Annotated in this window: 9 protein-coding genes and 3 pseudogenes; 9 read left to right on the top strand and 3 right to left on the bottom strand. The window is 58.3% G+C overall.

The window, feature by feature from the left end; all coding sequences use genetic code 11:
* A pseudogene (locus F759_RS38085) lies at positions 1-293 on the bottom strand (DDE-type integrase/transposase/recombinase); the annotation flags it as partial.
* Positions 294-998: 705 nt separating this feature from the next.
* On the opposite strand from F759_RS38085, the gene F759_RS0120270 reads away from it, so the two are divergent.
* The 3 genes and pseudogenes from F759_RS0120270 to F759_RS38075 all read left to right on the top strand — a co-directional run bounded on the left by F759_RS0120270 (position 999) and on the right by F759_RS38075 (position 3618).
* Positions 999-1826: a hypothetical protein gene (locus F759_RS0120270; protein ID WP_051377363.1), complete on the top strand. Its 828-nt coding sequence runs from the start codon at positions 999-1001 to the stop codon at positions 1824-1826.
* Between the two features lie 40 nt (positions 1827-1866).
* Positions 1867-2557: pseudogene (locus F759_RS38080) on the top strand (bestrophin-like domain); the annotation flags it as partial.
* A gap of 299 nt (positions 2558-2856) precedes the next feature.
* Positions 2857-3618 carry an outer membrane protein gene (locus tag F759_RS38075; RefSeq protein WP_051377361.1) on the top strand — a complete coding sequence of 254 codons (762 nt, stop codon included), beginning with the start codon at positions 2857-2859 and terminating at the stop codon, positions 3616-3618.
* A 203-nt stretch (positions 3619-3821) separates the two neighbouring features.
* Here the strand turns inward: F759_RS38075 and F759_RS0120250 are convergent, their stop codons facing one another.
* On the bottom strand, positions 3822-5312 hold the full coding sequence (locus F759_RS0120250; RefSeq protein ID WP_027801485.1) for an arylsulfatase: 1491 nt from the start codon (positions 5310-5312) through the stop codon (positions 3822-3824).
* Positions 5313-5485: 173 nt separating this feature from the next.
* A complete protein-coding gene (locus tag F759_RS38070; RefSeq protein ID WP_084534299.1) occupies positions 5486-6889 on the bottom strand; it encodes an anaerobic sulfatase maturase in 1404 nt (467 codons plus the stop codon).
* A gap of 600 nt (positions 6890-7489) precedes the next feature.
* On the opposite strand from F759_RS38070, the gene F759_RS0120240 reads away from it, so the two are divergent.
* From F759_RS0120240 to F759_RS0120215, 6 genes and pseudogenes are all read left to right on the top strand, one after another.
* Positions 7490-9046: a phospholipase D family protein gene (locus tag F759_RS0120240; RefSeq protein ID WP_051377368.1), complete on the top strand. Its 1557-nt coding sequence runs from the start codon at positions 7490-7492 to the stop codon at positions 9044-9046.
* 336 nt (positions 9047-9382) lie between these two features.
* Positions 9383-9941, top strand: a pseudogene (locus F759_RS38065) (hypothetical protein).
* A gap of 691 nt (positions 9942-10632) precedes the next feature.
* The gene (locus F759_RS0120230; protein ID WP_051377366.1) at positions 10633-10959 is read left to right on the top strand and encodes a YidH family protein; all 327 of its coding nucleotides are present in this window, start codon (positions 10633-10635) and stop codon (positions 10957-10959) included.
* Positions 10960-10967: 8 nt separating this feature from the next.
* Positions 10968-11708, top strand: a complete 741-nt coding sequence (locus tag F759_RS0120225) for a hypothetical protein (protein WP_027801482.1) — start codon at positions 10968-10970, stop codon at positions 11706-11708.
* A gap of 16 nt (positions 11709-11724) precedes the next feature.
* Positions 11725-12102, top strand: coding sequence for a hypothetical protein (locus F759_RS0120220; protein WP_027801481.1), 378 nt, complete (start codon positions 11725-11727; stop codon positions 12100-12102).
* A 91-nt stretch (positions 12103-12193) separates the two neighbouring features.
* Positions 12194-13357, top strand: a complete 1164-nt coding sequence (locus F759_RS0120215; protein ID WP_036024808.1) for a hypothetical protein — start codon at positions 12194-12196, stop codon at positions 13355-13357.
* Positions 13358-13510: the final 153 nt, after the last annotated feature.

The raw sequence follows: 13510 nt of genomic DNA, 5'->3' as shown, positions 1-13510 counted from the left end.
ATTCGGGATTGTGTCCGAGTACCGAGCATCTGTCGGGTTCGGCGTTTGATGGCCCGATGGTCCTGCTCCACGATGTTGTTCAAGTACTTGATCTGACGAACCCTGATGGGCATCTCGCGCTCGGCATTCACCGCGTGAAGCGCGGCCAGATTGGAGCCGCTTTTGTCGATGGTTACCGTCTCGGGGGAACCGTTCTGAGCGATTGCTTTTTCAAAGAAGCGCCGCGCAGCAGCCTTGTCCCGCTTGGCTCGGAACAGAAAATCGATGGTGTTGCCCGCCTTATCCACTGCCCGGATAGTGCAGTCGCTTCAGCACCTTGGCAATTCCCGGAGCAAGCGTCGTTCGTGGCGTTGGAGTCTTTTTCATCGAGTGGCCAAAGCGTTTTCCTGAGCCTCGAATTTTACCTCTCCCGCGTTAATGCGACAGAGCCGGGAAAGGTACTCCTCGGACCTCAGCTTGGCCTTTTCGATCCATGCAGCGGCCGCAACGCGAGCAGGCTCTGAAACCTCCAACTGCACGGGTCGTTTGGTCTTGCGCTGCATTATCATTTCGAGGTGGCAGTATCTGAGTGCCGTGCGTTACGTCGCGGACATGCAGATTGACAAGGTCGCACCCGCGCAGCTTACTGTCGATCGCAAGATTGAAGACATTGGGGCGGGCTGGGTTCTACGTCAGCAATGTGGCGGATTGCTGACGGTGGCGGCATCGAGCAGACGGACGCAGTTTCCTGCATCAGCGAACCTACACTCGACCTATTGCAGTCATTCAGTGTAACGGCAACAGTTGTCGACCTTATCGAGTCATCCGCATTTGCGCCGAAGGCGAGGGACAATTTTACGTTGTCAACTACGCATAGCTATCCTATGTTAGTACCGTCTACAGCGATGCAGATGATTTAGCGGCGCACCGTCAATCCTCGAGACAACTCGCTCACAAATCGACCGATCAAGCAACCGCAAATGGTGCGATAGAAAGCGCTCGTACTCCGGAGCATCAACATGGCATGCTTTTCATCTGCTTCCAGATTGCGCACGCGTGTGGTCGCAACGTCGGTCCTCACTGCGGCCGGCGCCATGCAGGCACGAGCGGAAGATGACGCGCAACTCGCAAAACAATTGAGCAACCCCGTCGCCGCGCTGATCAGTGTCCCGATCCAGGCAAACTATGATCGCGGCATGGGCAGCGATTCTGGCGGTCACAAATGGACGATCAACGTTCAACCCGTCGTGCCGATGACGCTCAACAGCGACTGGAATATCATTAGCCGAACTATCGTGCCAATTGTGTCGCAGACCGGCGTCGTGCAAGGGTCGGGAAGTCAGGCTGGTCTCGGGGATACAGTGCAAAGCCTTTTCCTTTCGCCCAAGCGCCCAACTGCAAATGGCATCATCTGGGGAGCCGGTCCGGTTTTTCTCTTCCCTACCGGAACAGATCCGTTGCTGTCGGCACGTAAATGGGCCGCCGGACCGACGGCGGTCGGCCTGGCCCAGGTCGGGCCATGGACTGTAGGCATGTTGGGCAACCATATCTGGTCATTCGCCGGTAGCGGTTCAAATAATGTGAACTCGACTTTTCTGCAACCATTCGTCAGTTACACGACGGACGACGCATGGACGTTTTCGCTCAACACGGAGTCGACATACGATTGGGAGCGACATCGCTGGTCTATTCCGTTGAATGCCGTAATGACCAAGCTGGTCAAAGTTGGCTCGCAACCAGTGAGCTTTGGGGCTGGCCTGCGATATTGGGCTGCGAGCGCACCCAGCGGGCCGAGCGGTTGGGGCGCGCGCGCAGTGGTGACATTTCTCTTTCCGCGGGGACCGTAGCTGGTTGCCGAGCCGCACTGCATGAATGTAGTCCTCGTATTCATTTGGTGCGTATTTTTTACGGCGCGGGGCTGTGCTCCCTAAGTGGACCGACAGGATTTCAATATTGTCCAGACAGCTACCCTGACGTTGCTGGCGCTGCTGATCGGATTCAGCCTTTCCATGGCAGTCAGCCACTATGACGAGCGCAAGAATCTGGAGGAAAGCGAAGCTAACGCGATAGGTACGGAATACGCGCGCGCAGATCTGACCGACGCCACCGTCGGTGCGAAGATGAAAGATGGATTGATCCGTTACACGAAGCTGAGAGTCGCTGATTTCCGGACCCGAGATTCACACGAGCGTGGACGCCTGAGACGCGATACGGCGGATGTTCAATCGGAGCTATGGCGGCTCGCTTCTCAGGTGGCGCGGGATCAGCCAACATCAGTCGGGGCCCTCGTCGTCGCGGGAATGAACGACGTGCTCAACTCCCAAGATTATTTCGAGGCCTTGCGGATCAATCACATTCCCCTTGGCGCGTGGTATCTCATGATTGTCATTGCACTACTTGGTTGTGTCGTGCAGGGCGACGGCACAAATGGGACACTGCGAAGCGGCCTCATTACAATTCTGCCCGTGACAGTCGCGCTATCGCTGGCTCTAATCGCAGTTATTGATAGCCCAGCCGGCGGAATCATCCGCGTACAGCCTCAGAATTCTCGAGGCTTCTTCAATCGCTGGAGAAATGAAGGATGTCCTCATGGCGTATGTGCCCTTGGCGCGATAACTTCAGCCGATTGCGCCGTGGAGCTCCTCCACTGAATATGAGGCCGTGGTGTAAACCCGAGCCCTTAAGTACGGCGCGTCGGACTATGCTTGTTTCAAACCCGATCGGGACGACAAGATTTTCGCCTTGTCTGCCAGCCGCGAACAAGACTGCATGTCGCTGAAGTCCCGTACCGTTTTGCCCCGAAAGATTCCACCGATCCCGGCTTCCAGCAGGAGGAGGCCGACGTCGCCCCGAACTGGATTCGCGAGGAGCATCTTCATGGACCGTGCAAAACTCCCGGTGATCGTGTCTGCCTTCATTGCTGCGGCGCCCGTGTTGTCCAATGCTCAAACGTCTCGCGACGCCTGGCAGTTCGAGGCTACACCGTACCTCTGGGCCGCCGGTTTCAGCGGGTGGGGACGCGTCGGAGCTAGAACTCCGACCGCGAACCTGGACGCGAGTTTCTCCAATGTGTGGCGAAACCTTGACTTCGGAGCGATGGGTTCCTTCGAAGCGCGCAAAGGGCGGTGGGCAATAATTTTCGATACGATCTATGTAAAGCTTTCGAAGACGTCCGATCCGCTGCTTGGTGGAGCGCTGGGCACAGCCAAACTGAAGGGAGACCAAACCATCGCGCAGTTGGCGGGCGCTTATCGTCTGGTCGACAGCCGGATAACGCCGGTAGATGCGCTGGTAGGCGTTCGATATACCAATCTCTACTCCCAGATCTCATTTTCACCGAGTCGGTTACTACCGGGAGGCGTTAGTCGGAGCGATAGCGTCGACTGGACCGACGGTTTCGTCGGTGCACGTGCCGCGTACCTCTTTACAGACCGGTGGTCGGTGGTTGGCTATGCCGACGTGGGTGCCGGTGGCTCGCGCCTGTCCTGGCAACTTCTCGCTGGCGCGGAATACAGGTTCTCAAAAACGATCAGCGCGAAAGCCGGTTACCGCGTACTTAGCATGAACTATGAGAAGCCGGACTTCCTTTACGACGTGAGGACAGCCGGCTTCTACATGGGCTTGGGAATACGGTTCTGAGCAGCCGAATCCAATGTCCGCGTGAGGCATCCGGAACACGGACAAGTCAGTGCTCCTGAGCGCGGGCGCAACCCCAGTTCGACTCTATTGCCGTCGAGAGGCCACTGCACTTCGAGCGGTAAGGCTGCGCGCACCCCGGCGTTCGCAGAGCCCGGAACCTGCAGCTTCTGTGGGCGCCGCTTCTTGGTCTCCTTTATTCGCGGTCAATGCCCGGCGCTGCCGCTTGCGTCCTCGAGTTGTCGTAACACGGCATCGAGATTGAACGAAGCTGGCTTCTGGCGCGGAGGATAAGCCTTGAACTGGCCAATTTCGCCCGCTACGATTGCCTGCATCGCGTAAAGCAGGTAGGCGTGAGAGATCATCCAGTCCCAGTATGTGTTCGAGTTCTCGTCGGCTCTCTCAAACGGGTCGCGCCTCAGATGGAACATTTTGGGGATGCGCAATGGGACAAATGGTTCCGCCCAGCATTGCAGTCTGGTTGCCCGCTGCTCCTGAAGGACCATCTTCCAGTCCTTCATGCGGATTGCGAGGATGTCGCCGTCATCGCTGATGTAGAAAAAGGACTGGCGGGGACTCTCACTGACTTCACCCCGCAGATAGGGAAGCATGTTGAAGCCGTCGAGGTGTACCTTGTAGGTTTTTGGCCCGGCCTCATATCCCTCGAGAAGCTTCTCCTTCACGTCCGGCACGCCCGCAGCGGCCAGAAATGTCGCCAGCCAGTCCTGGTGAGTGACGATCCCATTGAGCACTGTGCCAGACGGAATCTGGGCCGGCCAGCGAACGAAAGCAGGCACGCGCCAGCCGCCTTCCCAGTTGGTGTTCTTCTCGGAGCGGAACGGTGTGATGCCGGCGTCCGGCCAGCTATTGAAGTGCGGGCCGTTGTCGGTCGAATACATGACGATGGTGTCGTCGGCGATACCGAGTTCATCCAGCTTGCCGAGCATCCTGCCGACGTTTTCGTCGTGGGCGACCATTACGTCGTTGTAGTCTCCCTGTCCGCTTTTGCCCTTGTGCTTTTCGGCGCAGTGGGTCCTGAAGTGCATCGCCGTGGTGTTGTACCAGACAAAGAACGGCTTGCGTTCCTGGTGAGCCTTGTCAATGAACGCGAGGGCATGCTCGGTGGTTTCGTCGTCGACGGTCTCCATGCGTTTGCGGGTGAGCGCGCCCGTGTCATCGATCTTCTGTCCGCCCTTGCCGTCCGACCAGCAGTGAAGTACACCGCGGGGGCCGAATCGTTTCCTGAATTCGGGGTCCTTCGGATAGTCGGGATCCTCGGGTTCTTCCTCGGCATTCAGGTGATAGAGGTTTCCAAAGAATTCGTCGAAACCATGCATCGTAGGCAGGAACTCATCCTTGTCGCCCAAGTGGTTCTTGCCGAACTGCCCCGTGGTGTAACCCAAGGGTTTCAGCAGTTCGGCAATCGTCGGGTCCTCGGTCGACAGGCCAAGATCCGCCCCGGGCATGCCAACTTTGGTTAAGCCCGTGCGGATCGGGTTTTGGCCTGTAATGAACGCAGCGCGTCCGGCCGTGCAACTCTGTTGCGCATAGTAATCGGTGAACGCAACTCCCTCGTTCGCAATCCGGTCGATGTTTGGTGTCCGGTAGCCCATCTGTCCGCGACTGTTGAAGCTGATATTCCACCATCCGACATCATCGCCCCAGAGGATCAGGATATTGGGTTGCTTGGCTGCCATGATTGCTCCTTTCCGTTCAGATAGAAACAGGCCACTTGCGGAACCCCGGCTAGAGAACGTATCAGCCGTGGGGATGCACCGGAAATCCGTAATCCGCCACGTCAAGCGCTAGATGGCTGAAAAGCAGTCAACCTCAAAGGTTTGAGCTGCCCGTCACCCCGATGCGTTTTCCTTCACTGCCTCCCTCCCTCGCAAGAGGGGAGCGACGCGTTGTTGCCGTGACAGAAGCGGAATTTCCGGCCACTTCCACATGGGCAGGACGCATAGGGTCCGCGCCGTTTGTCATCGGCTGCGGTGATCGCCATCACGTCGGAGGGCGGTCGGCCATCACGAAGAAGCCGGGCCATCGTCCGCATTGCGTGGCCCGACTCGGTAAAAAACAGCTTCAGGCCGGGGCAGAGATAGTTGTGACCAGGTTCGCCATCGGATGAAAAGGCGAAGCGGTCCTTCGGGCAACCGCCGTTGCATAACGCCTTAACCTCGCAATCCCGGCACTGTGCGGTCAGCGAATCTCGTTTGGCCTGTCCGAACTGGCGCTGCTCGGGCAACGCCATCAGTTCGAGCATGTGTGTCTCGTGAATATTGCCAAGCCGATAACCAGGCTCGACGAAATGATCGCAAGAATAGAGGTCGCCGTTGTATTCGAGCGCGGGACCAAGGCCGCAGGTCGGTGCGTGAAGGCACAACAGATAGCGGCCAAAATAAGCCTCGAGCGTCACATCGAACAGCTGCACGTAGACGCGACCTACATCGTGGCGCACCCATTCTTCGAAGACGTCCATCAGGAACCGGCCGTACTGCTCCGAACCCACCGAGCGTTTAGTAACCAGATTGCCGGTTTGTGTATAAAGCACGCGCTTGCGGTCAGGCCGTTCACTCCAGCCGTGGTTCGCGACCTCGATGGTCTGTTCGGTCGCGCGCTCGATAATCGGGATGAACTGCACCCACTTTGCCCCGAGTTCGTCACGAAAGAAGCGATAGACCGAGCGGCCGTGATGTTCGTTGGCAGCGTTGACCGTACAGAGAATGTTGAACTCGACCCCGTGTCTCTGTAATTGCCTCCAGCCCTGCATGACGAGATCGAACGTTCCCCCGCCACGGCGATCCACGCGGTAAGCATCGTGGAGCCCACGCGGACCATCGACACTCAGGCCGACAAGAAAGTGATGTTTCTTGAAGAAGGCGCACCATTCATCGTCGAGAAGGATGCCGTTAGTCTGGAAGGTATGCCTCACAACCTGTCCGGGCTTGCGGTACCTTTCGACGAGTTCGACGGCGCTTCTAAAAAAGTCGACCTTCATCAGCGTGGGTTCGCCACCCTGCCACGCCACCGTGACCTCTGGTGTGCGATGTGACTCCAGCAACTGACGGATGTAGGTTTCGAGCGTCGCTTCCGACATCCGGTGTTTCCCGCTCGGGTATAGCGCTTCCTTGGACAGAAAAAAGCAGTACTTGCAGTCAATATTGCAAGTGGATCCGCTCGGCTTTGCCAGCAGATGAAAGCGCGGCGGTGCCTCTCCCGGTGGGGCTTCGGTCGTGGCAGTAGCGCTAGTGCCCGACAACGACGTCGATTCCATCGAGGTGATCTCCCGGCGTCTTTGAAGATGTCTGCCTGAAGCTGCTATTGGACGGGCCGAGCCTGAAATCGAAATGTCATTCGGCTTTCCCGGAAAAGAGGCGCCTCGGCTCTGAGGAAAATCCCAGACTGTTGCCGATCTCTCAGACACGTAAGCTGCATCGCTCTTAAATCTAGCTCTATATGCGAGGAAAGCAAACGCGATTTGATTTTATCGAGCCTGGAGTGATGAGGGGCGGCCCGTGGGGCGGGTCCGCTACGCCAAACGTGAATTGGTTTGCTCCTGTAGAAGAGACGGATCATCCGGCGTCATCAAACCGCCATTGAACTCACGATCTGCTACTCAAGCGCCCGGAAATCTGTTTCTTTGGGGCCTTCTCGTCATACAACCGGCCGTCGTGAAGCGGCTGTTCGCACAAACGCAACGGTCACAGAGCGCACCGTACGATATGCTCGCACCAAGGAACACGGCTCAAAAGACCGCTTTGCCGCGCTGCATCATGGAGGATGAGGGAATCCGACCCGCTGATCATTCAACGTGAACATCTTCATCGCCGGAACCCGACGCGCCACGCCCTCGCCCGGAGACATCGCTCTACATGTGTCCAGGCGAGTGGTGATCTTCGTATCATGGATTACACTCGGCGCCGGCGCGCTGAGCGGCTGCGCACTGCCGTCGCTCGCGAATCGCACGCAATCGGTCGCGATAACGGCTGCTGATGCGCAGACCACGAAGCTCGGAGAATCAAGTGCGCAGGAGGATGCTGGTCGTCTCGGCATGGCCGGAATCTATCCCCTCGCGAACCCGCTTGCAGCGTTCGCGGCGCGGATGGAGTTGGCCCGGGCGGCGGAACGCACGTTGGACGTACAGTACTACGTCTGGAAGGACGACCTGACGGGGACACTCCTGCTCGAAGCTCTCCATCAGGCGGCTGATCGCGGGGTGCGCGTGCGCTTGCTGCTTGACGATGACGGAATACCGTCGTCGCTTGATGACACGCTTGCCTCGCTGCAGGCCCGTCCGAACATCGAGGTCCGGCTGTTCAACCCGTTCGTCATTCGCAAGCCCAAATTCATCGGCTTTCTGACGGACTTTGCTCGACTCAACCGTCGCATGCACAACAAGTCGTTCACCGCCGACGGCGCCGTGACGATTGTGGGCGGCCGCAACATCGGCGATGAGTACTTTGGCGCCACCGACGGCATTGTTTTCGCCGACCTTGATATCCTCGCCGTGGGTCCAATCGCGACGGATGTCGCGGAAGACTTCGATCGCTATTGGGCAAGCGGGTCGTCCTATCCGGTCGACCTGATCGTGCACCGGGCTGAGGCCGGGCAACTCGATGACATCGAGCGCAAGGCACAGAAGATCGAACATGACCCCGAGGCGATCGCTTACACGCAGGCAATCCGCGATGCGCCTGTCGTGCCGCAATTGCTCGACGGCACGTTGCCGCTGGAATGGGCCACAATCCGAATGGTCAGTGACGACCCGGCAAAGGGTTTGGGTACGGCGCCTCAGCAAGCATTTGTCCTGCATCAGTTCCGGGAGATCCTGGGCGACCCGGCGCGCGAGCTGGACCTTGTTTCGCCCTATTTCGTGCCGGCCACCACCGGTACCCAGTACTTCGCCCAGCTCGCGCGAAGCGGGGTAACCGTGCGCGTGCTGACCAATGCACTCGAAGCCACCGACGTCGCGGTGGTGCACTCGGGGTACGCCAAGCGACGCGTTGAACTGTTGGACTCGGGCGTGCAACTGTACGAATTGCGACGGTTGCCTGGCGTGACGGACAAGAACGCGGAGCACGCCCGCATATTCGGTGGCTCAGGATCGAGCCTGCATGCGAAGACCTTCGCTGTGGATGGCAATCGCGTCTTTGTCGGATCGTTCAATTTCGATCCGCGATCCGCGAATGTCAACACAGAACTCGGCTTCGTCATAGACAGTGCCCCACTGGCGAGCCGGATCGAATCCATTTTCCTGTCGCTCGTACCGCAGGTCGCGTATTCGGTACACCTCGATACCAACGGGGCGCTGTACTGGCTGAAACAGAACGGCGACGCGCAGGTGCGATATGACACCGAGCCCAACACCACCTGGTGGAGTCGACTGGGCGTCTGGTTTCTGTCGATACTGCCGATCGAACATCTCCTGTAGGAAAAGCGCCGCATAGGCTTACGTCGCGCCCGGTCGCGATTTTGGCTGCTTTAAACTCGGGCGCCCGGTGGGAATGTACTGATGGTTCTCCTAAACTACTGACGACGATACTGCGATGTTCCGTGCAGTGCGGGGGATTCGGCCAGCCTTCGTCGAGATCCAATCGACACTGCTGCTTCGAGCAACGCATTGCAATCGTGAGTAGTGGCGCCGCGTGGAGCAACTGAAACGCGGGGTGCTGCGCCGAAGGGCAAGTACAAATTCTTCTGCCGGCTCTGGTGTCTGAATGATGCGACTCGGCGCATCTGGCCACGGGCGATCCCATTGGGGGAATCCATGTCGACCCACCTGTCGCAAGCGCTTGTTTCGGCTATCGCTGTCGCGACCACGTCGCGTGCACGTCCGCGTCGGGCGGTTGTAACCTGGCTCGGCGCCTTGATGCTCGCGGGGTGTGCTCAGCCATGGCAAGGCTCAGCCTGGCGAGGACCAGTCGGCGGTCGTAGCCCGGCTTGGACCAGCGCGCGAAACCTACGATCTGCCGAACGGCGGCAGGCGACTGATGTGGCCGACCCAGCCGATGGGCACCGCCACGACCGCTGCCGACGTCGATGCGTCCGGCAAGATTGTGCGCATGCGCCAAGTGCTGCAGGCGAACGAATTCTATCGGGCGGAGATCGGCGAATGGACCCGCAACGACGTGCTGATCAATTTCGGCCGCCCGTTCGAAACCTCGTATTTCTCGCGGATGCAACGTGAGGTGTGGTCGTACCGATACGTGGAGAACAATGTCACTTATCTACTCTACAACTTCTACTTCGACGACCAGGGCACCCTGCGTCAAACACAGAAATCGCCTGATCCCCTACGCGACCGGGATTTCCGCAAACTGTTCTGACGCTTTCCATGCCATGGTGCGGCTGACCGTCCAGCGTACCGGACGAAGTCGGTCCAACGCGGTGCGGGAGCGCCGGTTAACGCGATACTGCGGTGCCAGCCGCCCGCGGACCTCGCGAAAATTACCCCGACTCGCGACGCTAAACTTCAAATTTTCCACGCCTACAAAGGATGCGGGTCATCGACTGTGATGAGTTCGCGTTAAGTACAGTACGTACCTACTGGAGCGTGGCGGGTACGTGCGCCTGCTCAAATGCGGCGGGCGGTTTGCGTCGGGAGAACGCGTAAGCGGCGTGTACGTAGCGATCGTCCCTCGTTCGTGCAACCGTCTGGAAACCCGGGAGGAGAAGCGAACATTTAGCCCAAAAATTCTCGTAATCGCGCCTTCATTGCACTAGATTGATGTAGGCGCTGCACGTGCCTGACGCTGGAAAGCACGGTTTGGGCGTTTCTATCCTCGTCGTCGACCGGCCTGCCGGAGCGCGCTGGCATGAGCGCGATTTGAATCATCGTGCCGAGGATTATTCAAGAGCTTGCACTTGAACCGGGTGGCCAGGGGCGGTTATGCGGGCCCCGTACAGGCACTAGTGGTTCGATTAAAGAATGAGGGGCCTGACGTGGAGACTACAGACACGAGGTCGACAAACGAACTGGCCGTCGACCGAACGGACCTCGCGGCGAAACGCACGCTGATGGCCACTGATCGCACGTTGATGGCATGGGTACGAACCGCGCTTTCAATGATCAGTTTCGGCTTTACGATTTACAAGGTTCTTCAGAGTTTCGAGGAGGCGGGCGTCCACCTGGCTCATCCGAACACGCCGCGGCGCGTCGGGCTATTCCTCACGGGAATGGGCACTGTGTCTATGGTGATGGGCACCATCGAGTACTGGCGAACACTTCCAGAACTGCAGCAGTATCAACGCTTCAGTCCTTGGCGGCCGACTTTTATCATTGCGCTGGTCATGGCTGTTACCGGTTCATTTGCGTTCGTGAGCATAGTGATCCGGTTACTGTGAGTTGTCGCGTGGAACAGGTCCTGATAGTCGAAACAGGTGCAACAGCGTTCCTGTTTGCGGCTATCTTCGTGATAGGCGACCGCATTCGCCCGTTTCGCATTCTGGCGGTCAATCGTCGCAGCATCAATTCATTCAGTGCCGGTATGTCGGTTGCCTATGTATTCGTTCATCTGATGCCGGAATTGCACGGAGCCCGTACAAGTTTTGCCTCATCCGCATCGGCCGCACTGCGGTACGAAGGTATGGCCGTCTACTTAATGGCGCTTGTTGGCTTTCTTGTCTCGTACGGCTTCCTTCATCTGCCTGCACGCCTCGGGACCTCCACGGCAACAGGGTACGAGCGTTTGGTGTTCAGACTCCATCTCGGCGGTTTCGCCGTCTACGCGTGGCTGGTGGCCTATCTTCTGGTGCGCAACCTGGAAGAAACAGAGGTGTCGACCGCGCTCTATGCGATTGCCATGGCATGCCACTTCCTGGCGGTAAGCGACGGTCTTCGCCGTGAACACGGACCTGCTTACGAACGCGTTGGACGCTTCGTGCTCGCCGGTATGTCCATTGCCGGCTGGTCAGCGGGGATAGCGTTCCCATTACCCGTCCCGATGCTTGCCATGTTGATCGCTCTCGTTTCGGGTGCCGTCATCATGACCAGCACCATCATGGAATTGCCATCCGGGAAAGACGGACGGTTCCTTCCGTTCGTCAGTGGTGGTTTGACGTACGGCCTCATTCTGTTGCCGCTGGCGGGATAACAAAAAGGTGGTCGACGTGAGCGATTTCTGGATACGCGTCATGGAAAATATGTCGGACCGGGTCTCGGGTCCGCTCAGCTTCCGCCTTCTTCTTCAGCCGGTCATGGCATCGTTCCTCGCGATCCGGTCAGGATTAGTGGACGCCAGACTCGGCAAACCGCCGTATTTCTGGACGCTCGCGTCGGACCCCGGCCAACGTGCCGATATGCTCAGGGATGGTTGGAAAAGCATCGGCAAGGTATTCATTCTTGCGCTGGTTCTGGACGTCGTGTTTCAGATCATCGTCTTGCACACGGTGTATCCCGGCGGAGCGATCTTCGTTGCGGTTGTTCTTGCCATCGTCCCCTACCTCGTCCTTCGAGGCCTCGTCACGCGCCTCGCCCGGAAACACTGATTTGTGGTCAATCAGCTTTGGAAGCCTCCGTCGGGCCGGCCCACGAACTGCTCCCATTCCTACAAAACGAAACCCTGAGGCCACGCTGATCATGAAAACACACTCGGGGCTTCAAGATCTGTCCTTGCTTGGCGGTCCGCTTCACCGCCTGGGATGCCGCTTGCACCTCGTCCACGGGAGGAGCAACACAACGGCACTAGGGGTGGCGCTTGGCCTGCTATTGTGGGGCATCCTGATGGCGCTTGCGTTCATAGAAGGCATGGACTACTGGATGTCGTCGCCTCTCGTGGTTGGCGTCCATGTCCGCCTGCTTGTTGCCATCCCGTTGCTGTTCGTTTGTGAATCATTGTTCGATCCTTGCGTCACATCGTTTGTCCGCTCGCTGACTCGCTCGGGACTGGTCCCTACGAATTCGCTGCAGGAGTTCGAGGGCAAGATCTCGCAGCTCACCCGATGGAAGGACGCCTGGCTTCCCGAAGTGATCTGCGCACTTTTGGCGGCTATCCTTTGGTGGTATGGCACGCAGCTGACACGCTTTGGAACGACCGCAGACTACATGACAGGTCGCCCTGCAACCGGAGCGACCATGACTGGCCAATGGTACTGGACCGTGTGCCTGACGGTGTTCCGCTTCCTGATACTTCGATGGGTCTGGCGCCTGGCACTATGGTGGTACTTCCTCGCGACTCTGTCACTGCTGCCTCTTCGTCTGATACCTGTGCATCCGGACGGCGCGGCGGGACTCGGATATCTGGGCGTCGTCCATGCACATTTCGCTCCGCTGGTTCTCGCAATATCGGCGAGTCAGACAGCGTCGTTCGTGGAGGGATTTTCCGCAGGCACCATGCCGATCACAGCCATCTATCCTGCCGTGTCGGTGACGCTGCTGGTCGACGCTTTGCTGTTTGTCGTTCCGCTGCTGGTCTTCTCTCCGAAGCTCTGGGCTTGCCGGTTGAAAGGACTGGACGACTACATGCGCCTAGCAGCGCGGTACGCAAACCTATTTGATAAAAAATGGGCTGGAACGCGTGTCGCAGCTGACGACCAGCTGCTGGCAACGCCAGACTTTGGGACCTTGGTCGCACTAAGGCTTGTTGTTGCCGCTGCAGGCGACGTGCGGTGGATTCCGGCCAGCCCACGACTGCTCGCGCAACTGACACTCGCCGCGCTGCTTCCGATGGCCCCGCTGCTTCTGCTCAAGTATCCGGTCGCGGAACTGTTGCAAAAATTCATTGAAAGACTGTCCGGCATTTAAAAAACTCTCTCGGCGTTGTTTGCTCGTGTTCGATAGCTGTGCATCAGGCGTCACTTGCGATCGCGCTCATGCACCGCTCGAGCTCGCCGAAATCGGCGCAAGACGCGAGATATGCATCGCGCCGGCCGTGCTCTGCACGATTCAGGACTATCC

Origin of the sequence: Paraburkholderia dilworthii (assembly GCF_000472525.1) — a bacterium.
GTDB classification, from domain to species: domain Bacteria; phylum Pseudomonadota; class Gammaproteobacteria; order Burkholderiales; family Burkholderiaceae; genus Paraburkholderia; species Paraburkholderia dilworthii.
This window is presented reverse-complemented; position numbering and strand designations above follow the sequence as displayed.

Bases quoted from the DNA above. Each gene is read 5' to 3' on its own strand.
- F759_RS0120270 (WP_051377363.1), top strand. From the start codon at position 999: ATGGCATGCTTTTCATCTGCTTCCAGATTGCGCACGCGTGTGGTCGCA.
- F759_RS38075 (WP_051377361.1), top strand. From the start codon at position 2,857: ATGGACCGTGCAAAACTCCCGGTGATCGTGTCTGCCTTCATTGCTGCG.
- F759_RS0120250 (WP_027801485.1), bottom strand. From the start codon at position 5,312: ATGGCAGCCAAGCAACCCAATATCCTGATCCTCTGGGGCGATGATGTC.
- F759_RS38070 (WP_084534299.1), bottom strand. From the start codon at position 6,889: ATGGAATCGACGTCGTTGTCGGGCACTAGCGCTACTGCCACGACCGAA.
- F759_RS0120230 (WP_051377366.1), top strand. From the start codon at position 10,633: ATGGCCACTGATCGCACGTTGATGGCATGGGTACGAACCGCGCTTTCA.
- F759_RS0120215 (WP_036024808.1), top strand. From the start codon at position 12,194: ATGAAAACACACTCGGGGCTTCAAGATCTGTCCTTGCTTGGCGGTCCG.